The sequence below is a fragment of the Candidatus Nitrosotalea okcheonensis genome (assembly GCF_900177045.1).
Lineage (GTDB): Archaea > Thermoproteota > Nitrososphaeria > Nitrososphaerales > Nitrosopumilaceae > Nitrosotalea > Nitrosotalea okcheonensis.
Genome location: NZ_LT841358.1, coordinates 955,396 through 980,568 on the forward strand (window position 1 = coordinate 955,396; position 25,173 = coordinate 980,568).

At 38.4% G+C, this 25,173-nt stretch carries 21 protein-coding genes; 13 read left to right on the forward strand and 8 right to left on the reverse strand.

Annotated elements, in window-relative coordinates; genetic code table 11:
* From BQ3481_RS05710 to BQ3481_RS05725, 4 genes are all read right to left on the reverse strand, one after another.
* Nucleotides 1-1,749: fibronectin type III domain-containing protein (locus BQ3481_RS05710; protein WP_197706559.1), on the reverse strand; the 1,749-nt coding region annotated here is incomplete at its 3' end.
* 275 nt (nucleotides 1,750-2,024) lie between these two features.
* Entirely contained in the window at nucleotides 2,025-2,804 is a 780-nt protein-coding gene (locus BQ3481_RS05715) for a spherulation-specific family 4 protein (protein WP_157927406.1), read from the reverse strand.
* A gap of 81 nt (nucleotides 2,805-2,885) precedes the next feature.
* Nucleotides 2,886-3,101 carry a hypothetical protein gene (locus BQ3481_RS05720; protein ID WP_157927407.1) on the reverse strand — a complete coding sequence of 72 codons (216 nt, stop codon included), beginning with the start codon at nucleotides 3,099-3,101 and terminating at the stop codon, nucleotides 2,886-2,888.
* 222 nt (nucleotides 3,102-3,323) lie between these two features.
* Nucleotides 3,324-4,469 carry a hypothetical protein gene (locus BQ3481_RS05725; RefSeq protein ID WP_157927408.1) on the reverse strand — a complete coding sequence of 382 codons (1,146 nt, stop codon included), beginning with the start codon at nucleotides 4,467-4,469 and terminating at the stop codon, nucleotides 3,324-3,326.
* 164 nt (nucleotides 4,470-4,633) lie between these two features.
* Here BQ3481_RS05725 and BQ3481_RS05730 point away from each other — a divergent pair, with 164 nt between their 5' ends.
* Nucleotides 4,634-5,620, forward strand: coding sequence for a UDP-3-O-(3-hydroxymyristoyl)glucosamine N-acyltransferase (locus BQ3481_RS05730; RefSeq protein WP_157927409.1), 987 nt, complete (start codon nucleotides 4,634-4,636; stop codon nucleotides 5,618-5,620).
* Between the two features lie 49 nt (nucleotides 5,621-5,669).
* Here the strand turns inward: BQ3481_RS05730 and BQ3481_RS05735 are convergent, their stop codons facing one another.
* From BQ3481_RS05735 to BQ3481_RS05745, 3 genes are all read right to left on the reverse strand, one after another.
* Nucleotides 5,670-8,768 (reverse strand): fibronectin type III domain-containing protein, encoded by a 3,099-nt coding sequence (locus tag BQ3481_RS05735; protein ID WP_157927410.1) that lies wholly within the window; start codon nucleotides 8,766-8,768, stop codon nucleotides 5,670-5,672.
* A gap of 328 nt (nucleotides 8,769-9,096) precedes the next feature.
* On the reverse strand, nucleotides 9,097-12,846 hold the full coding sequence (locus tag BQ3481_RS05740) for a PQQ-dependent sugar dehydrogenase (RefSeq protein WP_157927411.1): 3,750 nt from the start codon (nucleotides 12,844-12,846) through the stop codon (nucleotides 9,097-9,099).
* Between the two features lie 244 nt (nucleotides 12,847-13,090).
* The gene (locus BQ3481_RS05745; RefSeq protein ID WP_157927412.1) at nucleotides 13,091-13,480 is read right to left on the reverse strand and encodes a winged helix-turn-helix domain-containing protein; all 390 of its coding nucleotides are present in this window, start codon (nucleotides 13,478-13,480) and stop codon (nucleotides 13,091-13,093) included.
* Nucleotides 13,481-13,647: 167 nt separating this feature from the next.
* Between BQ3481_RS05745 and glmS the strand changes: the two genes are divergently transcribed.
* The 11 genes from glmS to BQ3481_RS05800 all read left to right on the forward strand — a co-directional run bounded on the left by glmS (nucleotide 13,648) and on the right by BQ3481_RS05800 (nucleotide 22,174).
* The gene (gene glmS / locus BQ3481_RS05750) at nucleotides 13,648-15,411 is read left to right on the forward strand and encodes a glutamine--fructose-6-phosphate transaminase (isomerizing) (protein ID WP_157927413.1); all 1,764 of its coding nucleotides are present in this window, start codon (nucleotides 13,648-13,650) and stop codon (nucleotides 15,409-15,411) included.
* 471 nt (nucleotides 15,412-15,882) lie between these two features.
* Nucleotides 15,883-17,319 carry an RAD55 family ATPase gene (locus tag BQ3481_RS05755; RefSeq protein WP_157927414.1) on the forward strand — a complete coding sequence of 479 codons (1,437 nt, stop codon included), beginning with the start codon at nucleotides 15,883-15,885 and terminating at the stop codon, nucleotides 17,317-17,319.
* 172 nt (nucleotides 17,320-17,491) lie between these two features.
* Nucleotides 17,492-18,304 (forward strand): sensor histidine kinase, encoded by an 813-nt coding sequence (locus tag BQ3481_RS05760; RefSeq protein ID WP_157927415.1) that lies wholly within the window; start codon nucleotides 17,492-17,494, stop codon nucleotides 18,302-18,304.
* 30 nt (nucleotides 18,305-18,334) lie between these two features.
* On the forward strand, nucleotides 18,335-18,706 hold the full coding sequence (locus BQ3481_RS05765) for a response regulator (protein WP_157927416.1): 372 nt from the start codon (nucleotides 18,335-18,337) through the stop codon (nucleotides 18,704-18,706).
* 194 nt (nucleotides 18,707-18,900) lie between these two features.
* Nucleotides 18,901-19,107, forward strand: a complete 207-nt coding sequence (gene gvpJ, locus BQ3481_RS05770) for a gas vesicle protein GvpJ (RefSeq protein ID WP_166289891.1) — start codon at nucleotides 18,901-18,903, stop codon at nucleotides 19,105-19,107.
* Between the two features lie 18 nt (nucleotides 19,108-19,125).
* The gene (locus BQ3481_RS05775) at nucleotides 19,126-19,377 is read left to right on the forward strand and encodes a hypothetical protein (RefSeq protein ID WP_157927418.1); all 252 of its coding nucleotides are present in this window, start codon (nucleotides 19,126-19,128) and stop codon (nucleotides 19,375-19,377) included.
* A complete protein-coding gene (locus BQ3481_RS05780) occupies nucleotides 19,367-19,615 on the forward strand; it encodes a gas vesicle protein (protein ID WP_157927419.1) in 249 nt (82 codons plus the stop codon). Before BQ3481_RS05775 ends, BQ3481_RS05780 begins: the two co-directional genes overlap by 11 nt.
* 8 nt (nucleotides 19,616-19,623) lie before the next feature.
* The gene (locus BQ3481_RS11660; protein WP_157927420.1) at nucleotides 19,624-20,103 is read left to right on the forward strand and encodes a gas vesicle protein K; all 480 of its coding nucleotides are present in this window, start codon (nucleotides 19,624-19,626) and stop codon (nucleotides 20,101-20,103) included.
* Nucleotides 20,096-20,827 carry a GvpL/GvpF family gas vesicle protein gene (locus BQ3481_RS05790; protein WP_157927421.1) on the forward strand — a complete coding sequence of 244 codons (732 nt, stop codon included), beginning with the start codon at nucleotides 20,096-20,098 and terminating at the stop codon, nucleotides 20,825-20,827. Before BQ3481_RS11660 ends, BQ3481_RS05790 begins: the two co-directional genes overlap by 8 nt.
* A 10-nt stretch (nucleotides 20,828-20,837) precedes the next feature.
* On the forward strand, nucleotides 20,838-21,050 hold the full coding sequence (locus BQ3481_RS05795) for a hypothetical protein (RefSeq protein ID WP_157927422.1): 213 nt from the start codon (nucleotides 20,838-20,840) through the stop codon (nucleotides 21,048-21,050).
* Nucleotides 21,047-22,174, forward strand: a complete 1,128-nt coding sequence (locus BQ3481_RS05800; protein ID WP_157927423.1) for a sensor histidine kinase — start codon at nucleotides 21,047-21,049, stop codon at nucleotides 22,172-22,174. The genes BQ3481_RS05795 and BQ3481_RS05800 overlap by 4 nt, the downstream gene beginning before the upstream one ends.
* A gap of 72 nt (nucleotides 22,175-22,246) precedes the next feature.
* On the opposite strand, the gene BQ3481_RS05805 is transcribed toward BQ3481_RS05800, so the two are convergent.
* Nucleotides 22,247-24,607 carry a spherulation-specific family 4 protein gene (locus BQ3481_RS05805; protein ID WP_157927424.1) on the reverse strand — a complete coding sequence of 787 codons (2,361 nt, stop codon included), beginning with the start codon at nucleotides 24,605-24,607 and terminating at the stop codon, nucleotides 22,247-22,249.
* 186 nt (nucleotides 24,608-24,793) lie between these two features.
* On the opposite strand from BQ3481_RS05805, the gene BQ3481_RS05810 reads away from it, so the two are divergent.
* The gene (locus BQ3481_RS05810) at nucleotides 24,794-25,072 is read left to right on the forward strand and encodes a DUF4364 family protein (RefSeq protein ID WP_157927425.1); all 279 of its coding nucleotides are present in this window, start codon (nucleotides 24,794-24,796) and stop codon (nucleotides 25,070-25,072) included.
* Nucleotides 25,073-25,173 lie beyond the last annotated feature (101 nt).

Below are 25,173 nucleotides of genomic sequence, written 5' to 3' on the forward strand. Positions count from 1 at the left end.
GGATGCTGCTATCTGTCCAGTTGAATTACGTAATTCAGTATACATTCCTGTAAGAGTATCACCTGTTGATAGTTGTGTAGATACCGTTAGTTTGTATGTAGAAGATTGTGTAGTAGCCGATGCAGTGTTTGATGGAGGACTGGCTTCGGCTCCATACATAGCAGAGACACGATAAGTATAGGTTGTACTAGGAGACAGTCCAGAATCCAAGTATATTGTAGAACTAGTGCCAGTGTTGGATTTAGTAGACCAAGTGATACCTCCATCAGATGATCTTTCAATCATGTATCCTGTTACCAAGCTGCCACTGTTACTTGGCGCATTCCAATTCAAGCTTATTTGTGATGATGATACTGCACTAGCAGTGAGGCCAGTTGGAGACAATAATGTAGCTGCATTTTGCGTAGTGGCAGATGCAATGTTTGATGGTACACTGGTACCGACAGAATTGATTGCAGATACACGGTAAGCATATGCAGTACTGGGGGACAGTCCGGTATCAGAATATGTTGTTGATGTAGAGGCAGTGTTGGAAGATATTATTGACCAAGTAGTTCTGTTGTCTTGTGATCTTTCAATCTTGTAACCAGTAATTGCAGAGCCACCATTGTCTGATGGTGCAGTCCAGGACAGATTAATTTGTGAGGAGGAGATGGTAGTAGCAGTAAGACTGGTTGGCGGTTGTGGAGTTGTAGGACCGTTAGGACCTACTATAAATAGTGCAGCGTGTGTGTGGGTTCCGTCTGTTGCCTGTACCTTGTGTGAACCAGCTGTTGCAGTGCTAGGCACTTGGAATGTTGCCGAGAATCCTCCAGTGGAGTTTGATGTTATTGTTGCAAGTGCTGTGCCATCCCATCTTAGTGTGACTGCAGTACTTGGTGAGTAGGCATTATTTGCACCCGTTACTGATACCGTTGTACCTGCAGGTCCTCTGGATGGAGAAAGTACCAGCCCAATATCCCGGTAAATAGCAGTTAGTTGTGTGTCACTTGATATCGATACTGGTCGGGGGTTAGTTGTAGAGCCCGTATCTGCCCAGTGATCAAATATGTATGTTACAAAGTTGCCCATTCCAACTGTATACTGTGCACCATTTTTCAGGACAAATGTAGCAGGGGAGAAACTGGATGCTGCTATCTGTCCAGTTGAATTACGTAATTCAGTATACATTCCTGTAAGAGTATCTCCGGTGATTAACTGTGTTGACACTGTCAATGTTGATGTATTAGATTGTGTAGTAGCCGATGCAGTGTTTGATGGAGAAGAAGTCAGCCCACCATCGTACACAGCTGAAACACGATAAGTATAGGTTGTACTAGGAGACAGTCCAGAATCCAAGTATATTGTAGAACTAGTGCCAGTGTTGGATTGTATAGTAGACCAAGTAATTCCATTATTTTGTGATCTTTCAATCATGTATCCCGCTACCAAGCTGCCACTGATACTTGACGCATTCCAATTCAAGCTTATTTGTGACGATGATACTGCACTAGCTGTCAGACCAGTAGGAGATGGTAACACAGGAATTACCGGATTATTTGGAATTACAGGAATTGGAACTGGGGTAGGAATAGATGGTACTATGCTTGTAAGTCCAGAAGTGGATGTAAGAGAGTTTGTAAGTGAACCTAGCTGAGCAGATGCACCCGATGTAAATGCGCTAGATGATGATAATAAAAGAAATCCAAAGAACAGTGCAGTTATTATCTTTGTTTTGTTATCAATTTTTTTTCCATAATTTTTGCTCACAACTATTAACCTTGTTATACTTATTTTTGCAAGATATATACCAGTGAACTAATATTTTTCTAGAACATTTTTATGGTTTCAGGGCTGCATAGAAATTATCAACAATAAACAAGAAATTATATACATTCTATGATAGTTGTATGCCAGAACATGATTACAGCAATTCCTTTCTTTTATGATATAGCTGTATGATCTGATCTAGGATCCAAATTTTCTCTGCATAACAGAAAATACGGTGATGTTTTTTGTAAATATGAACCGATTATGACAAAGAATCACTGTTTGTTCTGAGCAGGCATAGGAGAGACCAGATCTTTTTTACTGTCAGATGAGGATGCTACCAACGATGCTAGTTTATCAAGATAGGAAGTTAATGAATACCAAGGGTTTGGAAGCGTCTTATCTGTGATGTAGATCAATCCCACATGTTTTGATGCAGATTGGACAAATTTTTCATCCAGATTATCAACTCCATATGATAATATCGAGAAATTAGATTTTGAATACTTTGTATGCCATCCTGTCAGTAGTTCAATTGAAGGAAGCCCGGAATTTTCGTATATTACAATATTATCTACGGTACCAAGGTATGAGGGCGATATGTCCTTGCCAGGATTTCCCACAGTAAAGTTAAGGCCAAGTGATTTTGCATAATTGTTCAAGTGTAGATAATAGCCCTCTTTTCCAGGCACATGAGCCATCTCGTCAAAAAATATGCCGTTGACGCCATACCAGTTTTTGTAGACACCAATATCAGCAGTGATTTCAGATGAATTTCTAGATCCATAACTTGTGTAAACATATCCAAGTGACGGAATTCCAGCAGATTGGAGTTTTTTTATTCCTAGAACATATGTTGGATCCCAAAATCCAGGGCCGTTGTCAGGATTGACAATGGCAATAATTGTCACTGATGGATGTGCATGCTTTACCTGTATCAGATCATCCCATGTAGAATCAGGATGTCTGTAAAGCGGAATCAGTATTCCAGTTTTTGTATCATCCACATTAATTGTAGGCGATGACAGAGCCGCAGTTAAGAATATTACGGTCAAAAAAACCCCAGAAGACAACCCCAGAATTATTATTTTCCAGTTACCAAATAAATCATGTTTCAATTATAGGTTTTAGATACTTCATGTAGATGGATTGACTTGGAACGCATGTAATTTTTCATTAGCATGTTTTAAGATAGGATTATTATGTAGAGCACCTGGATGTGGAAAAAGATTTCCAGGTATTGGGGTTGGGCCGTTTTTATGAAAGGCAAGCACTGGATTTGAATTTATGATCAATGTTGTAAGTATGATCGCAAAGGCTAGTGCGATAAAAACCATATTGTGTTTTCTCATGTTTTAATTTTGTTACTCATTTCTTAATTGGTTTTGCCATGATGGCGTCATAACAATGTTCTAGAAATGTGTTAAAGATTATTCCAGATCACAAACAGGTTTTTATAAAAATATTCCTTTGACCTTTTATCAATCTTCTCCAAAGGATTCAGAATTTTTTGCTCCAGATTTATTTTATAAATTTTTACATTATATCTGCATCAGAATAATATTATGGAAGGCTTAGCCTAGAAGATTAAGACCGGATTTCAAATCTACTGAATATACATCACCACCATAGAGGCTTACAGGACTTTTTGTTGTTGCAAGTTCTATTCCACTAGAAGTGTACACTTGGATGTATGCTTGGAGTGGCATGGGGATGTTTTCTATGTCAAGAGTTGCAGTGCCAGATGAATCCACAGGGGCAGATGCAACCACTTGACCCGTAGATGACGATGTTGGCTCTACCAGATCCACTCTTGCTGCAAGAGAGGGATTGTTTGTTACTTTTACATTCACATCAGATGTGACAAAGAAATTCTTGTACGAACCACTGAGTAGTTGACCCGCATAGTTTGTTTGTGGCTCTAAGAATGTGACTGGTGTGTGAGTCATGCCCAGATTCAAATTATTATTTTCGTACACTTGTACTCCGTCAAGAATTACCTTGAGATAATTAGTTCCATTTGTTATGATAGTGCAATCCCTTGTTGTTGGTTCAGTTAGAGTCATAGGCGATGCCCATAATACATTTTCACTAGTAGCTCCAAACGCATTGCCTTGTACTGATGCAACTACCCATTGTGTTCCAACTATGCTTGTGTTTGAAGTACATACTACATAACTCACATTTGCAGTGCCATTCTGAACATACATTCCATTTTCATACCAATTAGATTTCGACGGTATTGTTTGATCCGGAGTTGTAATTACAGAGTGAAATAACATTGCCTTGGTGTCTTGTGTTACAGCGTAATATCCAGCCCAAGTTCCATTAGCCGGTGATTGAACTCCAATGTGTAATCCTTGAATATCTTTCCAAAATGTATAAGGTGCCTTTTCTGCTGGCGCATCACCACCATATCGCCAATAACCAGGATTTGTCTGCAGTTGCTGTTGTGTTTTAGTTTCATTGGTTAGTGAGTCTGATACCACTAGACCAGTTTGTACTTGGTCAACAGAATATGGAGAAAGAGGCAATGATGGTATCGAAACTATGCCCAAGTTTGGCAAGGGTAACGGTATACCCAGAGAGCCAGTACCAGCTTGTGGCACAAGGTTTCCCGGTATAGGCAAGGGTGCAGATATCATAGTAGCACTTGCAGGACCAATAGTTGTAGATATCGATAGTACAACCAACACCGTGAGTATCCCCAAGATTGACATGAATTTTTTCATTTCTGCCTAGGTATACAATTCAACCATTATCTTGCTATGCGTGTAAACTACTAGAAAATGCGAACACATTGGTTTTGTTTAAGAATTTTAACGAAGATTTTTCTATAAAAAAATTACAGGCCCTTAATATTTATTGATCTGAATTTTAAAATGTGACACAAAAAATGCATGATGTAGAATTTGATATAAAATCAATTTTGTCCAGCCTAAATATTTTCTACGAAATGGAGGGAGATGATGAAAGAAGAATAAAAAACATATCTTCCATTACAAGTGCAAAACCAGATGATCTTTCTTTTTGCTCGTATGAAGGTAGCAAAGCAATTGATCTTATTTCTGAATCAAAAGCTGGAGTTATTTTATGCAAAAAAAGCTTATGCGGTTTAGTGCATCCAAGACAAGGAACACAGCTCATCTTTCTTGATAAACCAAGATATGTTTTTGTAAACCTAGCCAATAAAATATTTGCAAAACAAAAGAAAATGACTGGAATATCACCTAGTGCAATAATATCCAAAACCGTTGTCATAGGAGACAGATGTTACATTGGTGAGTATACCGTAATTGGAGATAATTGTAAAATAGGAAACGATGTCACAATTTATGACAAGGTAACGCTCGTAAAAGATTGTACCGTGGGCGATAGATGCATAATTCATTCTGGAGTAGTATTAGGTGACGATGGTTTTGCATTTGAGAGAGATGAGAGAGAGCTTCACAGGTTCCCGCATTTTGGTCAAGTGTTAATTGGGAATGATGTTGAGATATGCGCCAACAGCCATATTGCTAAAGGATCTCTTTGTGACACAGTAATATGTGATGGAACAAAAATTGATTCCCTAGTACATATCTCTCACAATGTTCATGTTGGAAAAAACTGTGAAATCACTGCAGGTGCAGTCATTGGAGGAAGTGCCAAAATAGGCAATTCTAGTTGGATAGGACTCAATGCTACTTTAAAAGATCAGATCAAAATTGGAGATAATGTTATTGTAGCTTCGGGTGCTTCTGTCATACATGATGTACCAAATGGTGATATAGTTGCAGGAGTTCCAGCAAAATCAATAAAAAATAAAATAAATGAAAATTCTGACAAGTTGTTTCTCATGGCAGGACAAAGCTCTGACAAGAAAGAATGAAAACCATACTAATACTCCACTAAATTTAGATGATTGACATGATTTTAGATCAATGATTGACAGAATATACATCACCACCATAAATGTTTGATGAATCAGATGCGATCATGATATTGCCAGAGTCATATACTTTGATCGTTCCAGACAATGGAAAGTGATATTGTCCAACATCAAGGCGTGCAATATGATTTACAATCTGACTTGTTGCAAGAATTTTACCTGATGAATCGGTAATATCTACTCTTGCAGCATTTTGCGGTAAGTTATTTACTGTGACATTTTCGCCTGCTAGTGTATAATAATCCGTAAATGTTCCATTTAGCATTTGTCCTGCATAAGATGACTGGGGTTCAAGAAATACATTAAATGGAGGAGGCATCTGCAGGTTCATATCAGTACGATCCACTACTTTTACTCCATCAACGTACACCCTTAGGTAATTGTTGCCATTTGTGATGATAGTACAATCTCGGGTGAGTGGCTGGTTAGGATTAGGATCATACCACAGTCTAGTGAAATTTGTAGCACTGAAAGGATTACCTGTTGCCCAAAATACGGCCCAGACTGTACCAAATGAGCTTACGTTAGATGAACATGCAACATAGTTTACATTGCTGGTTCCATTAGTCTGCACATATATCCCATTGTTGTAATAGACATTATTTGCAGGTATTGTTTGTACAGGAGTTGTAATTATAGAGTGGTAAAGCATCGCTTGTGTGTTTCTTGACAAAGCATAGATCCCTGCCCAGGTTGCATTAGATGGAGCTTGAACTCCAATGTGTAATCCTTGTGTATCTTTCCAAAATGTGTAATGTGCCTTTTCTGCTTGCGCATCACCACCATATCGCCAATAGCCAGGATTTGTCTGCAGTTGTTGCTGTGTTTTAGTTTCATTGGTTAGTGAATCTGATAATAACAGACCAGATTTAATCAATGTTAAAGACTGCGGGTTTGTGGTAATTACAGTACCAGATGCCTTTATCTCAATTGCAGCATCATCCCAGAGGTCTCCACTTCCGCTTGCAGTCCATCCGCATGTTGTAAGTCCTGCCGATGTCTTTACAGATGAGCTTGATGCACCAGTTATTGCGCTTGGCATGTTGATATTCCATTGTTGTGTGCACGTTGGAGAACCAAGTGTTACACCGCCATATATTGCTGGCAAGTCTAAAACCCAGCTGTTTGGATACTGGGTCGTAATGGATATGGTAGGACTGCTGGCAGCAGCATCATAGTTTGTTATATTGGTCGGTATCGGAGTTGTCTGGTCTACTCCGGAAAATGAATATGCGCCGACTACTACCGAGGTAGAGCCATCCATGGTAACAACAATGTTTCCAGTGCCAGACGGGTTTGTCAGGTACCAAAATCCAGTATAATCATTATGAAATGAGCGTACTGCTTTTGTTAACTGTGTTCCACCAAATGTAACAGATGTAACAAATTGGTTGTTTGCAGTCACGCCTACTACAAGCAGACGGTTGGTTCCAGTTCCGACATTAACGTTGGAAAGCGTAATCTGGTATGGTAATGAGGATACTGTACCGGATGTTGTCTTGACGCTGTTTAGTATGATAGATCCTGTCGTTGTACTACTGCTTGTAGTGGCAGACGCAGTGTTAGATGGAGAACCAGTTCCAACAGAATTGATTGCAGATACCCGGTAGGTGTAGGCAGTGTTTGGAGCAAGTCCTGTGTCAGAGTATGTTGTGGATACAGAAGCAGTATTTGCTACAACAGTAGACCATGTTATACCGCTGTCAGTAGAGCGCTCAATCTTGTATCCTGTTATTGCAGAGCCTCCGTTGTTGGAAGGTGCAGTCCAGGACAGATTAATTTGTGATGATGATATTGCACTAGCAGTGAGGTTAGTCGGGGATTGTGGTACAGAAACCGGAGCATTTTGTGTAGTGGCAGACGCAGTGTTAGATGGAGAACCAGTTCCAACAGAATTGATTGCTGATACCCGGTAGGTGTAGGCAGTACTAGCTGCAAGACCAGAGTCAGAGTATGTTGTGGATACAGAAGCGGTATTTGCTACAACAGTAGACCATGTTATACCGCTGTCAGTAGAGCGCTCAATCTTGTATCCTGTTATTGCAGAGCCTCCGTTGTTGGAAGGTGCAGTCCAGGACAGATTAATTTGTGAGGAGGAGATGGTAGTGGCAGTAAGACTGGTTGGAGATTGTGGTACAGTGAGAGTTCCAGACGAACTAGATACAGAATACACATCACCACCATATATGCTTGCAGGACTTGATGCAATTATGGAATTGTTTGAATCATATACATCGATAGTACCGGATAGTGGAAACTTGTACATGCCGACATTTAGTATTGCAGTGCCTGCACTTACAGGAGCAGTTGCAAGAACATTTCCAGCAGTACCAATTACCTTTACCATAGCAGCATTAGAAGGATTGTTGGTAATCTTGATGTTTTCATCTGTTGTAGAATAATAATTAGAATAAATCGCATGATCCATTGAACTGGATGACGAGTCTACCTGAACGAATGCATGAAGAGGAGTAGGCATATTCAGGTTCACAGTAGTGCTTGAAAAGACAACATTACCGCCGATGTAGACCTTGAGATAGTGGTTCCCATCAGTCATGACGGTGCAGTCATCAGTTTGAGGCAGGGAGTTTGCCGGTGGTGCATAAAGAGTAGTCCATGTAGAGCCAGCATCAGTTGATGATTGAACAGTCCAATAGTATCCAGTATTATCAGCATACGCCTGGCAGCCAACTATACCATTATAATTTGATCCCTCTACATACAAACCAGGATTGAACACCCCATCTGGTACCGATGTATATGGAATTGTCAAGGCTGCATGAAAAAGATGTGCGTTTGCGCCAGAAGAGGCTGCATAATAGTTAACCCACCGCCCACTGCTTGGAGCCTGTACGCCAAGATGGAGTCCTTGCGAGTCTTCATAGTAATTATATAATGTTGCAGTTCCTCCAAATGTCCATCCTGCAGTGTTTCCAGTTGTGAGCGAATCAGAGGAGACAAGACCTGATTGTATCTTGCTGATAGAATTTGTAGATGCACTGACAGTACTTGTCGGTGCTATGGTTCCAATTACGATAACCGACATTACAACCGATAATGTCAACATGATATTATGTGATCTTACCAAAACTCATTCCCCATGATTTATCATAGTCAATCTAATATCATGTCATAGAATATTTTTGGCTATGCACAAAATTATAGGTAAAATTAATCGGGATTGAAGTTACGCAATATTACTACAGTTTTCACAAGAGTGTTTGTAGAATTTATCTTGAACTCATCTAACCATAATTTCTAAAAGCTAAAACCTGTCATCAATTTGTTAAAAAAATCATCAATTGTATTCAGCCATATTTTTATCGCATCTGTAAGTTTTGCACATATTTTGAAATATAAAAAAATTCAATCAAAAAAATTACAAATTTTCTACAATGCGGATACTGCAGTCTTTCCTACTTGTAGTTTAGCACATTTATGTTCCCATTAAGATCCATAAAATAGAGTTTTCCATTCCACTCTTGCATGTAAATTGGAGCATCTGTCAAACCATACAATATTGGCACAACTTGTCCTATCGGATATCCACTTGCAGGGTCTGTTGTGGATGGAGATACACTTGATGGCAACAGAGCAGCGATATTACCTACACCATAATCTCCAAAAAAGTATGCACCCTGCAGGTTTGGATATATGGTTCCATGATAGAAAGATCCAGCAGATAGTGCTTCAAGTCCAGCAGTTGGACCAGTCTGTGGTTCCACTCCCTGATGTGAGTACCAGTATAATGGAGCAGTATAGCTTGTCAGGTTTTGTGGATTGTCATAAGGTGGGCTCTCATAGTTAGGCCAACCGGCATTTGAGCCAGCAGTGGTAAAGTCTTCAATTCGTTCCCATGTGTTAAAACCTACATCTGAGGCATATAGCTTGCCTGTCTGCAAATCTATATCAAATGTGTACGGATTTCTTACTCCATATCCCCAAATCTCTTTTTTGATTGATGTATTGGTACTTGATACAAACGGGTTTGTACTTGGAATGGAATATAATTTGCCATTGACCGGAGAAACAAGCGGCGTTATGCGTAATATTTTTCCTTCCAGTGTTGTCAAGTCCTGTCCAGCGGTAAATGTCCATCCGTCACCTGTTGATATGTAGATGTTACCTTGTGAATCAAATTTTAGAGTTCCTCCATTGTGACCGTTATTGAACGCCGGAATATTTCCCAGTACGAGTTGCTCACCTACTGACTTGTCTTCCACTATATTTCCAGATGAATCAGTCATAGCATGATACCTTATCAGCTCACCCACGGTAGATCCTGATACAGTCCTTGTCACATAAAAGTAAACATATTGTGAGGCAGAAGAGATTGCCCAGTTTGGATCAAATGCGATCCCCAGCAATCCATTTGTTTCATAATTTGTTTGTAAGTTTGGCACTGTCACAAATGGAACTGTTTGTTTTACAAATTGCCCGTTTACATTCTTGAATACAATTACATTTCCAGTATTTTTTTCATTTACCATAAATGCACCAGAGCCATCCACCCCAGGACCATTATCAGGAATAAATGCAAAATAAGCAGGGAAATTGAGTCCTGTTACGACAGATTGAGCACTGAATGCATGAGCATTTGGATCAACAGTATACAAAGTAGAAAATGCATGTCCGCTAGCATCAGATATCATAATTGTATGCGAACCAGGTGTTGCTCCACTTGGTATCGTGAAATTTCCTCCAAAGCTACCAGTAGCGTCAGATGTTATAGAAGCAGAAGGAATGATTGTAGTACCGTCAAATTTTATTGTAATAGTAGAATTTGCTGCAAAGCCATTTCCTTGACTGGCTGGAATAAGTACACTAGAGCCTGCACGACCTGTTGTTGGAAATATGTATACACGTGGTGAAACAGTGACAGATTGGCTGGCTGTATTAGCTGATGCATCATGAGCAGATATTGTATGTGTACCTGTAACAGATACCAAGGTAGACATTATTGCAGCAAAGTTTCCATTAGAGTCTGTTGTTATGGTTAATGGAACAGTAGAATAACCGTTATCCTGGAATCCCACCCCAAGTGTAGTATTATCATAGGATATGGTAATCTGAGAATTTGGTGCAAATTTAGTACCTGTTATTCTTACATCAGTACCTACATTAACTGAATTAGTGCTAAGTGAGATAGCATGAACGATAGATATTGGATTTGTAGTGGCAGATGCAGTGTTAGACGGAGAACCAGTTCCAACAGAATTGATTGCTGATACCCGGTATGTGTAGACAGTACTAGCTGCAAGACCAGAGTCAGAGTACGTTGTGGATGCAGAAGCAGTATTTGCTACAATAGTAGACCATGTGGTACCGCTGTCAGTAGAGCGTTCAATCTTGTATCCTGTTATTGCAGAGCCGCCGTTGTTGGAAGGTGCAGTCCAGGACAGATTAATTTGTGAGGAGGAGATGGTAGTGGCAGTAAGACTGGTTGGAGATCCTGGTATAGTTACAGTACCTGATGCCTTTATCTCAATTGCAGCATCATCCCACATGTCTCCACTTCCGCTTGCAGTCCAGCTGCAGATGACCGAGCCTGCAGATGCTTGAGAGGTAGAGCTTGATGCACCAGTTATTGCACCTGCAATGTTGGCATTCCATTGTTGTGTACATGTTGGAGAACCAAGTGTAGTGCCACCATAGATAGATGCAGAATCAAGCACCCAGCTGTTTGGATACTGGGTCGTAATGGATATGGTAGGGCTGCCGGCAGCAATATTGTGATTTATCATACTGGTCGGTATCGGAGTTGTCTGGTTTACTCCGGAAAATGAATATGCGCCGACTACAACAGAGGTAGAGCCAGCCATGGTAACAACAATGTTTCCAGTGCCAGACGGGTTTGTCAGGTACCAAAACTCTGCATCGTTGTTAGCAAATGATGCCGCTTTGTTTGTTAGTGGCACTCCTCCAAATGTGACGGACGCTACGTTGTTGTTGTTTGCCTCAACGCCTACTACAAGCAGACGGTTGGTTCCAGTTCCGGCATTAACGTTGGAAAGCGTAATCTGGTATGGTAATGAGGATACTGTACCGGATGTTGTCTTGACGCTGTTTAGTATGATAGATCCTGTTGTGGTACCACTACTTGTAGTAGCAGACGCAGTGTTAGATGGAGAACCAGTTCCAACAGAATTGATTGCTGATACCCGGTATGTGTAGACAGTACTAGCTGCAAGACCAGAGTCAGAGTACGTTGTGGATGCAGAAGCAGTATTTGCTACAATAGTAGACCATGTGGTACCGCTGTCAGTAGAGCGTTCAATCTTGTATCCTGTTATTGCAGAGCCGCCGTTGTTGGAAGGTGCAGTCCAGGACAGATTAATTTGTGAGGAGGAGATGGCAGTGGCAGTAAGACTGGTTGGAGATCCTGGTATAGTTACAGTACCTGATGCCTTTATCTCAATTGCAGCATCATCCCACATGTCTCCACTTCCGCTTGCAGTCCATCCACATGTTGCAAGTCCTGCCGATGTCTTTACAGATGAGCTTGATGCGCCAGTTATTGCGCTTGGCATGTTGATATTCCATTGTTGTGTGCACGTTGGAGAACCAAGTGTAGTGCCACCATAGATAGATGCAGAATCAAGCACCCAGCTGTTCGGATACTGGGTTGTAATGGATATGGTAGGGCTGCCTGCAACAGTATTGTGATTTGTAATACTGGTCGGTATCGGAGTTGTCTGGTTTACTCCGGAAAATGAATATGCGCCGACTACTACCGAGGTAGAGCCAGCCATGGTAACAACAATGTTTCCAGTGCCAGACGGGTTTGTCAGGTACCAAAACTCTGCATCGTTGTTGGAGAAGGTGGATGCTTTGTTTGTTAGTGGCACTCCTCCAAATGTGACTGATGCTACGTTATGGTTGTTTGCCTCAACGCCTACTACAAGCAGACGGTTGGTTCCAGTTCCGACATTAACGTTGGAAAGTGTAATCTGGTATGGTAATGAGGATACTGTACCGGATGTTGTCTTGACGCTGTCTAGTATGATAGATCCTGTCGTTGTACTACTGCTTGTAGTGGCAGACGCAGTGTTAGGCAATAAAGACAAAGGATTTACGGAAATGACATTTGTTGGAAGCATCAGCAAAATTGCAAAAATGACAAATATGCCAAATACTGAATATGATTTTTTAACATACCTTACCATCCACCTTACGATTAAACCTCAGTTGATATTCACGTATGCATAGATTTTTCCGTATGATCACTATAGAGATTTATTCGGTCACAACATATTACTCCAAAACAAGTTTCAATAAAATAATTTCAGATCATTTCATGTAGTACATCTATGACAAATTGAGTTGTAAATTTGAAATGGTTATTACAGCAAAAAATTTGTCTGAAGGGCAGACATGCAAATTAATCACCATGCCAATGACACTTTCGGTTCAATGGTATAGCGCATGGCATAGATTATACCTACATAGAATATCTTCAAAATTTCTACACTCATTAAGAAAAGATCTGCCTTCACTTGTAAGCCTGTATCTTTTATTATCGTTGATAGTCTCTCCTGTAACAAGTCCTACGCTTACGAGTTTTTCACAATTTCTAGTTGCAGCATCATGCGACATGTTATTGGATCTGGCTATTGAAGAGATTTGTGTGTTATTTGATGACCCGATGTATTCTAAGATCTGTAAAAGCTGACCAAGCTCAGTCCTCTTTTTTTTACCGCCATACGAGTATTCATAATTAGACCGCGAATACACAGACTTTTGATCATTGTCTACAATTGATCTTTTGAAATTTTCATCGTGTGTTCTGTGATCATCCAATATATTTTCTTGATAAAATGTTATTAAAAAAGTATTGTGTAGATTGATCTGTATCATACTAGAATAATTTTTTACTGATAAAATTTTTCATATAATTATTTCAGAAGATCACTACAGCAAAGTATTAGACAATTGATTTATGATTTGAAATAAATGACATACATATAATGTGTTCAATAATTGGCTACACAGGCAATGGAGCTGCAGCACAGTTACTCGTCAAAGGACTCAAACGCATGGAATATCGAGGATACGACAGTGTGGGCATAGCTACAATCACTAGCAACCACATAGACATAAGAAAAGGAGTGGGAAAAGTGTCAGAGGTAGACAATTCAGAGAAATTACGATTGTTGGTAGGCAACATGGGCATAGGACACACCAGATGGGCAACACATGGAGTTGTAAACAACGTCAACGCCCATCCGCACAAGTCAAGCACAGGCCAAATTGCCATAGTTCACAACGGAATAATAGACAATTACAACATATTAAAAAAAGAACTTCAGGACAAAGGATATTTTTTCAAGAGTGAAACAGATAGTGAGGTAATAGCAAACCTACTGCAATATAATTTTGACGAGACAAAAAATATAAAAAAATCAATGATAAAAACTGTCTCGTCATTAAAAGGCGAATACTCGTTTGTAGCAGTGTTTGAGCATGGATTGCTTGCAGCAGCTAAATTTCATGAGCCAATGGTAATCGGAGTTGGAAAAAACGGGTATTTTGTATCAAGCGATGTACTGGGGTTTGTTGAATATACAGATGATGTGATTTATCCAGACAACAAGGAAATTGTCATCATGAATTCAAGTGGGCTACTTCAGTTTTTTGATTTTTCTGGCAATCCCGTTAGACATCAGATTACAAAGGTTTCAAAAGAGTTCTCTGATGTCTACAAGGGAGAATATGCACATTTTACATTAAAGGAGATTTCAGAACAGCCAAACACCATAATGAGGGCAGGCCAGGCTTGCGAGGATGAGCTTGAAAAAATTATTACTTTGTTAAAAAATGCTAAAAAAATCTACGTGACAGGAAGTGGTACAAGTTACAATGCAGCCCTTGTGGCAAAGCATTTGTTCCTAAAGTATGGCAAAATTATCATAGAACCAATAATTTCAAGCGAAGTAAGATTCTATCCAGATTACTTTGATGACAAATCAGTTTTGATAGCTTTATCTCAGAGTGGAGAAAGTGCAGATGTACTAGAAGCAGTAAAGATTGCATCAAACAAGGGCACCAAGATAACCTCTATTGTAAATATCTCAACCTCGTCCCTTGTGCACATGTCCTTACATTCTGTGAGCCTCAACTGCGGACCAGAAATCGGAGTGGCTGCAACAAAAAGCTTTACATCCCAACTTGCAATATTATACAAAATTGCCAACAGTCTTGTAGATAATTCATTGAAACCTGATTTTTTAAAGATTTCAAAATCCATGAGCGAGATTTTGTCTGACCATGAACATATTTGCAAAATATCAAAAGAACTCAAAAATGCAACTGATGTCTACGTGCTTGGCAGGGGGATTCATTTTCCCATTGCGTCAGAGGCCGCACTAAAACTAAAGGAGTTGACATACATCCATGCAGAAGGCCTACCAGGCGGAGAATTAAAACATGGGCCTCTAGCACTCATGGATACTAGCGTATACGTAATCATCATAAATCCAAATGATTCCACTTATGTGGATACATTATCTAGCACGTATGAGATAAAGGCTCGCAAGGCCAAGGTGATTGGAATATCAGACAAGAATGATCCAATATATGATCATTGGATAAAAATTCCCTCCATCAGTGAACCATTTTATCCCCTTCTTGAGATAATTCCGCTACAACTTCTTTCGTATTATACAGCACTTGAAAAACAAACAGATCCAGACTATCCAAGAAATTTAGCAAAGTCTGTCACAGTAAAATAATCGGACATTTTCTAGACAAAAAGTAGCCATATGATATAAGAAAAGACAGAATGAATCTTCTAGTGTTTTATACGTAAATGCAGATAATCTTCGAATATATACTATAAATGATGATAACACATAGTTCGCTATCACATGTACACAATGACTCTGAAGAAGAGCACCATCCCCATTTTTTGGGGACAATAGAAAAAAAACATTTGCGCGAGCAAAAGATTACACAGAAGAAGATCAGTTTTTGCATTCCAAGATGTCATGCATGTAAAACTGAGATGCAATTTACAGAAGGAGAAGTAATTTATGGCGAAAGATGGTATCATAGTTCATGTTGGAAAGACATAGAAGAAGTAATAGAACTGGCATCTCATTAAACCGTTATCAAAATTCAGTATTGTTGTATCAGATTTTTAGAAAAATACATCAATACTTCAAATACAATTTCACATATCTACCCATTTCCAAGGTGAATCAATGACAGAAGTAGGAAGTTATCAACTCACAGGTGACAAAGTTAAGATTCCATTAGAGTTGGCTCATTTCCTAAGGCAGGAAACATATTCGCTGCTTATCAAAGGACATACGGGAACTGGAAAGACAACACTTGCGCTCAGCATATTGAGGAAATTAAACATTGACAGAAATTGCTTATACATTTCAACGCGAGTTTCTCCAGACCAGCTTTTCCAGTATCATACATGGATGGATGGATTTTTCAACCAGCCAAAAAAAATAGATGCCCCCCTAGATGCACCTGAAGAGGAAGAAAACATTCATCCTACATTTGTGGATGCCAGACTTGATGAACCAGTTACACTTTTTGAGCGTATTACAAATGAGTTGATGGATGTAAGGGCTCCAATCATTATCATTGATTCATGGGATTCCATAGGATGTTTCATGGACAAGGAAGCATCAATGAGTAATTCCAAAGTACTACAAACTTGGAGAGAGCGAGCAGGTGCAAAATTAATTTTTGTTACAGAGAATCCAGAAGACAGGGCACTGGATTTTTTGGTAGATGGTATAGTAGAGCTCAGACAAAAGTATCACAATGAGCGAATAATACGTGAAATTAGACTATCCAAACTGCGCGGAGTCAGAATAAACAAGCCCTCATACATATTTTCAGTCAACAACGGTATGTTCCATAGTTATGACCACTACCACCCATCAGAGTTTCTAAATCCTGCACGTTTTCTCCAGCCCAAAGATAATGTCAGAAGAGATTTGATCAAAACCAAGTCTCATTTTACCACAGGATATCCAGAATTAGATGAAATGTTGGGTGACGGATTTCCAACAGGATGCGCAGTTAGTGTAGAACTTGGGCCCCATGTAAGCGCCAATGTCGCACTTGCCTTTCTATGCAAAATAATTACAAATTTTATTGCAAGTGAAAATCTCTTTTTATTCCAACCTCTTGAAAAAACTGGTCAGGGTGTCATACTACAGTACGCCAAATCGCTCGGTTTGCAGAGTGATTTGATAAAAATTATTTCATCTACTACTCAACCAAAACAATCAACTGCCACCCTCAGAGATAATCCAAATAAACATCTAGATCATATACGCCAAGAAATACAAAAAATCAAGAAAAAACACCCAAAAAAGATGTTACTTACAATACTTGGTACAGAGGTGACAGATTTATTTTCAAAAGATCCAAGTAAGCAGGACCGCAAGTCTCTGTCATTTATAAAATCAAATTCAGATCTTTCTATTTTTGTCTCAAGACGCCTGCCGGATAACAGGCATACCATCATGTCAGATATTGTAGACGTGCGTTTACTCATAGTTGAGATTGACGGAACGCTGTGTCTCCAGTCAGAAACACCATGGTCTCACCTCTATGCAATTACTACATCGCCTGAAAATGACAATGAAATCAATTTAGGTCCGATAGTCTAGTAGATTATCGCGCAGTTTATACAGTAAAACACCAACACACAGATCTACAGATTGACATGTCATAGAACATTATACCATAGTGCTTAATATCCATATACAGCAAATCATTATTATCCATGCCAAGACAAAAAATACGAAAAAAACAGACAGTAACTCCTGCTTGAACAAAAACATGTCAAATAATTTTTCCCAATTGGTTTTTGATAAGACAATAACGAAATCAAAGTTATCCCTTGACAAAGCACATACTTTTAATGCTGATGAAACGTTAAAACACAGTAAAATTCAGGACGAGTTTGTCAACATTGCAAGTCATGAAATAAAAACTCCTATCCAGTCCATATTGACATATTCCGAGCTGCTTCATTCCAATCCCAATGAAATTCATCAGGAATACATTGAGGCAATATACAGAAACGCGCTTAGACTCCAGAGATTATCCAAAAATCTTTTAGATGTTACAAAGATGGAGAACCACACTTTCACACTACAAAACGAAAAGTTTGATATCAATGAGCTTATTTTATCAACAATACAGGATTTTGTAACACGTGCACATAATTCAGGCATAAAAACTAGGAATGTACAATTTTTGTTTTCTCCAAAGGGACGCATTTTGGCATATGCGGACAAGGATCGTATCGCTCAAGTGATATCAAATTTGATAGACAATGCCTTCAAATTTACTCAAAGGGGAAATATTTCAACAAATGTAACCAAACAAAATGACAGGATAATTGTATCTGTTAGCGACAGTGGTATCGGCATAAATTCACAGATTGCTTCAAGATTATTTTCAAAGTTTGTCACATCCTCTGAAAATGGCATAGGACTTGGCCTATACATTGCAAAAAACATTGTTGAGGCTCATGATGGAAAGATTTGGTTTCAAAATAATCCTAATAGAATTGGCGCTACAATTTCATTTGAAATACCATCCAAGATACGCACAAACTATCTAGCAAATCATCAGGTGTTACAGTAAATTTTTAAACATCAGGAAGCAATACAAGACATGAAAAAGATTCTAGTTGTTGATGATGAACCTGATATTACCACATCTGTAAGAAACGGATTGGAACGAAAAGGATTCGAAGTCCACACACACAATGATCCTTTAAAGGCACTTGAAAATTTCAAGCCAGATGTGTACGATTTGATGCTAATAGACATCAGAATGCCCAAGATGAGCGGTTTTGAATTATATCGTGAAATTAAAAAGAAAAATGAGGGTAAAACAAAAATCTGTTTTTTTACTGCATTTGAAGTGTATTATGAGGAATTTAGAAAAATGTTTCCCAACCTGGAAGTAAAATGTTTCATACGAAAACCTATCACAATTAACGATCTGGTGACACATATTAATTCAGAACTGGAAAGAAAATAAAACTAGGAATAGAGCAAAAATAATCCCAGAGAGATGATTTTAACATATAATTACCATATCTAACTTGTAGTCAGCATTACTGCATAAAACGTTACATATGCACCAACTAGAACATTATACTAGAACAATCTATCAGAGAACTTTATAACATAGAATTCCCTAGAGCAGGAGTCTAGAAAATGTCACAACAACAAATGTACAGACCCATGCTGAATATCTACGATCTGGTAGACAGAATATTAGACAAGGGTTTAGTCATTGATGCAAACTTATCTGTGTCTCTTGTAGGAATTGAGATCCTAGTCATAAGAGCAAGAATAGTTGTCTCGGGAATTGACACCTTCCTACGATATGCATCAGCATTAGGACTTGCCGCACCACCAGGACTACCGCCCAAGTAAGAAGAGAGAAGATTTGAATTGGCAGTATGTCTAGTTTGCGGCAAATTTACGGACATGGGCCTGAAAAAAGCAATGAGTGCAGGATGGGTCTTTACAAGATGTCCAGAATGTCAGCGTGGAACTCCACTTGATATCATAGTATCACACCTGTTGAAAACAGTTGGAGAGGAATATTTAGAGGGATTTTGTGAGAGGCACTGGTTCAAGGATAGCGGAATTTGTGGTTACTGCAAGATGAAACGAGAGGGATCAACTGAGAGTGTCGGCTAGACAATTAGCTCCTCAGCAGCTAACCATAGTAGATCTGGTTGATAGAATTTTAGATAAAGGTGTAGTGATAACCGGAGATATCACCATTTCAGTCGTAGGAGTAGATCTGCTTTCATTAAAAATAAATTTGGTAATAGCATCGTTGGAGACAGCAAAAAGATACGGAATAAAACTTCCCTGGGAAAAATGGGACAAGATACAGCCAAAAAAAATAAGCGGAAAAAACAGTAAGAGGTAATCAGACAGTTGCAAAGATCTAAAATGCAAATTTCTGAACCTGCACCAGAACAAATTAATCTTGATAGTGATAAACTCCAGAAGGGACTTGCAAAGTTAGTTCTTGTAGTAGTTGAATTGCTAAGACAAATTCTAGAGCGCCAAGCTCAAAGAAGAATCCAGTCAGGAAGTTTAACATCAGAAGAGGTCGAGAGGCTTGGCATGGCATTCATGCAGATAAAACAAAAAGTTGCACAGATATCAGACCAATTTGGCCTAAAACCAGATGAACTTGACGGTACTCTCAAAGGCATGCTCAAAACTACAGATTCCCAGATTGCCAAGACATCACTTGTTGATGTACTTGATAGTCTTCTAGTGAAGGGCGTAGTCCTAGGCGGAAGTGTAACTGTTTCTGTTGCAGACATTGACCTCATAACACTTGATCTTCTTGCCACACTTTCTGCAATCCCTGGCACTCGCAAGACTAGGAAAAAGAAAAATGGTTGATGGTAAGTACCTCTATTGTGTAAAAGAGGGATCCAAAAATCATCGCTTCAGTGATGCCGGATTATTTGGAAAACAGGCATATATCATCACCTACAAAGACATTAGCGCCGTAGTGAGTAACATACCATTCAAAGAGATGCAACCAGATGTAGAAAACCTCACGGCGCATCAGAGAGTAATAGAGGAGTCAAGATCACTTGGTACAACTCTGCCAGTCAGATTTGGAATAATGTTCAAGACAGATGACGGCGTGAAAAAAATGCTAGTCAAATCATATGCGGACCTAAAATCCAAAATCGTAAAGCTCAGAGACAAAGATGAGTTTGGCGTGAAAATAATCATGGACAAATCAGATCTTAAAAAGATCTCATTGATACAACATGATAATCAGGATATCGAGAAGATAAAAAAAGAGATCTTGTTGGCAGGCGAGGGAACTTCATATTTTCTTAAAATGAAGCTGGATGAAGCAATCAAGAACCAGACATATAAAAAAATAGACCAGATAAGCGGGCAGATTCACAATGAAATTACAAAGGCCTCAGAGGACAAATGTCTTTTAAAATCAGATTTTGATGAAATAATTCTAAATGCTTCATACTTGGTAGATCGCGATCAGAGCACCAAGTTTCATCAAAAGATAGACAATCTCAAGAAAAAGTATGAGAGTGCCGGTTTTATTTTTCACCTTAGCGGACCATGGGCACCATATTCGTTTTGTTGAGGCCAGACAAATGATAATAACAGCTTTAATTTTGAAATTGACTCTTGGATCAATCCTAAATGAATGCAATAGGATTGCTGCAGAACAACAATCAAAAGATCAAATCAGGTGGTTAAAATCAAGATTACTCAATCTTAGACTAGAATACCAAAAGGGAATAATCGACGAAGAGACATTTAACAAAATGCAGGTTGACATCCTAAAGGATTTGGGAAGGACTTGACAGACACTTCTGACGAAACAAATAGGGCAACACTTCATGCCATTCAGGTAAAAAACATTCAAAAGCACATAAGAGAGCAAGTTGAGAAAGTAAAGGGGGATGCATTTGCCGCACGTGAAGAAACAGTGCATAAAAGAGCAGAGAAAATAGAACAAGTTAGAGAAAAATTGAACCAGACAACTCTTGACATACAACACAAACATGAAATGATAAGAGAGAGATTAAACCAAGAGGCAGTATTTAGAGAAGCAAACATCAGAGTAAGCAGAGGTCTTGAGGCACTTGAAAAATTTATTCAGGTTTTAAGAGATACTCAGATGGAAGATGAGATGCTTAAAAAAGCAATTCGAGATCCGATAATATCGGGTTCCTTAAAATCAGATGCAATGAAGATCATAACATCGGAATTCTTTAGATCCATTCAAAAACAGCTTGTAATGCAAACAGAATTTATCAACATAGCAGCTCATGAACTGCGCACGCCAATCATGCCAATACTTGTAAATATAGAACTATTAGAAGATCAATTAGGAAAAGACAATCCAGAAATTAAGATCATAGCAAGAAATGCAAGAAGACTCCAGCGTCTTACTGAAAACATATTAAGCGTTGCAAGGTTAGAAAGCAAATCGTTTACACTAAAGACTGAAGTTTTTAATTTAAACGATATAATTTTAGCAGTAATAAAAGATGAATCAGTCCAGTTAAGCAATGACAACATAGACATAGCATATGAAACAGATACTAAAAACATACAAGTGGATGCAGACAAAGACAGAATTGCTCAGGTCATATACAATTTGTTGCACAATGCAATCAAGTTCACCGATATGGGAAAGATTGTCATTACTTCAAAACATGCAAAAGACTGCGTAGAAGTAAGTGTGAGCGATAACGGAAAAGGCATAGATCCAAAAATAATTCCAATATTATTTTCCAAGTTTGTAACAAAATCAGACAAGGGAACAGGACTTGGCTTATACATATGCAAGGGAATTATTGAGGCTCATGGTGGTAAAATATGGGCTGAACCCATGTTAGAAAAACGACAGGGAGCCAAATTCTGCTTTTCTCTACCTATGCGATCCAATATCGATTCCCCTGATCACAGCATGACTAGATAATGCAAAAGTGGATTGTTCATGCTCCCATCAGATAGATAACCTCCAGAGACTTGACATTATTTATTTGGAACTCTAGTTAGAGTTGCCATAAGACGTCTGGTTCTTAAATATATCAAAATTTGTCTTGGTTCCATCAATTACTATATCTGACCATCCCCATTCCATGTTGTTTTTTGCATCTATTGCTTTTATCACATAATCACCCACTCTTAGGTTTGAGAAATTTGCCTCCCCACGATAATTAACATTGGATTGACCAATAACATTTCCATTGGAATCAAACAGATATACAATAAAATCTCCTTTTTCAGGAGGTGCCGTGCTTGACTGACCATCATAAAGATGTACTGTGAAAAGATCTTCTACTCTTGGAGGCCATGGTGTAACTATTTTGATGTCATGTGAAGATCCTGGATACAATGATACTGGCATGAAAGAATACGAAATGTGCGGACTGATATTTACATCTACAATAAAGTAATTGTTTTCTAACATAGAAGGTTCTAGCCAAAAACGCAATGTGGCTCCGCGTGAATCAGTAAAACTCGTAGCCCATGTTTTACCATCCTGAGATTTTATATTCACTGTAGCATTAAAAATTGGTGTATATCCATCATTATAAAAAATACTAGGCCGTAATCCCCCAGGCAGGGGCAAGTTAAGAGTTAATGTCTGAGAAGTTTTCCGAAGATCTACATATCCCACGTTAGAGAACATTCCATTTGCATAAACTTCGATTTTGTATTTATGTCCCAATGGCAAAGATGTGATATCAAATGGGTTTTCTGGAATGGATTCTACATCTCTGTATACAGTGGAGTTTACATCTTGGTAAACTTTCAAAGCCATGTTTGACGAATAAGCCCTATCGCCTCCAACATATGCCAAGGTAACGATGATAGAACCCGTATCTTGTGTACTAGTCAATTCATGTGATGTGCAATTACATTTTAGAGTGTCATGCACAGGTATGTGTACTGCAGATGAACTAGTCTGGTTTTTTGGCATGTCATGATTGGTATCAGTAATATGATTTTTCGATATTGCATTATCTACCACCATGGCATAAGATTTGAAAGGCTTGTCGACATTTACCAAAACCTGAAATGGTTTACTATCATATGCTCCAATATTCCATATAGTACCCATTCCGGTACCTACTAAATGACTAGAGTTATCATAGAGATTTAGCCTTGGAAATATAGCTATGTAAGGAATGCCCCCGTTAGTATACTGACCAGTTACTAGCACAGAATACGGTCCACGTACAAGATGAACATGGCTAAATCCCATATGGCTATGATTAGAACCATAGTAAGCAGTTAATGTCATGTTCTTGTCTGGCACAATCACTTTTGTGTCATTTATTGTTCCATCACCCCAATGATCAAACGTATAATTCTGAAAGTCTGACATTGTTACAGTATAATGATCGTTTATAATAGCATCAAAGGAAAAGGGGGTAAATCCAGAACTGTTATTTTCGTCAGAACTAATCTCCGTCCAAAGGCCATTGATTGGAATACCGTTGTCAGAATATGATTTGATTGTGATAAAGACAGATGATGTTTTGTTATTTTGTTTATCATTATTTTCAATCATGCCCATTAGGTCATCAAAGTATTTTGGCAGAGTACCAAAAGGATTTGGAAGTGTGGAGTTTGTCACATATATGTATTGTACATGTTTTGCAGCATTTTCTACATAGGTCTTGTTTATGTTATCGACTCCATAGGAAACAATAGAAAAATTATTTCTAGTAAAATTTGTATGCCATCCTCCAAGTGATGATATCAATGGTAGGTCAAGACCATCATGTATAACTATATTATCCACAGTTCCAATGTAACTAGGCAATGTGTCAGTTCCAGGATTGCCAACAGTATAGTTAAGCCCTATTGATTTTACATAATTACTTAGATGAAGATAAAATGTTTCATTACCATGCATGTTTGACATTTGATCAAAAAATATACCGTTAATATTGTACCAGTTTTTATAATCATCAATATAATTTTTAATTGTAACAACATCGGTTTTTTGCGTATATACATAACCCAAGACTATGATCCCGGCAGATTGAAGTTTTTTTATTCCTACCACATAGTTTGGATCACGTACTCCTGGACCACTATCAGGATTAATTATTGCCACAATTGGCACTAAAGGATGTGAATTTTTTTCTCGTATTAGGTTATCCCATGTCTTTCCAGGATAGCTATAAAGAGGAACTATGATTCCAGTCTGAGCTTCTAGTGCTTCTGCATTTTGCCGATGTTCTGCAATAACAACACATGTAATCCCAATTATCAAAATCAAGAGAAATGATGGCATGGATCTGTTGGAATTAATAGAGCCTGAGAAGATCATGTGTTTCAAAAAATTAATGGTATTTACCCGATCTACGATAGGAGTTACTTCATACGTACCCAATGTTTTACACTACAAGACTACAGAGTTCACCTATTATCTCATTATAGGTAAAAACTACTAGAACAATAGTATGGTCACACGCAATCGAAAAAATCTACATCTGTCCATATTAAACACAAACATGAAACAATACTCTAGAACATTTTTACAATGTATTTTTATAGCTTGATTTGAGTATGTTTTCATATGAAAAATCGTAGTAGAACAGAGATAATTTCAATGATTCTAGATTCAGTGAGTTCTGGAGCTACAAAAACAAAGATAATGTACAGAGCATATTTATCATATGCGCAGTTAAAAGACTACCTTGAATTCATGGAAAAAAATGAGCTGGTCAGACACGAAGACGGAACCCAAGTATACAGAATAACTGAAAAGGGAATAAAACTAATGCGTCTGTGTGAAGAAGTTGGCGACATGATAACACCAACACATGGATATGAACTTGCAAAGGTATCATTCTAAAATCATTATTTTTTCACTTTATTTTCATATGAAACCATGTTTGTTTCATGGTTTTACACTTTTAACCACACACCATTGACAAATGAGATTTTCAAAAACAG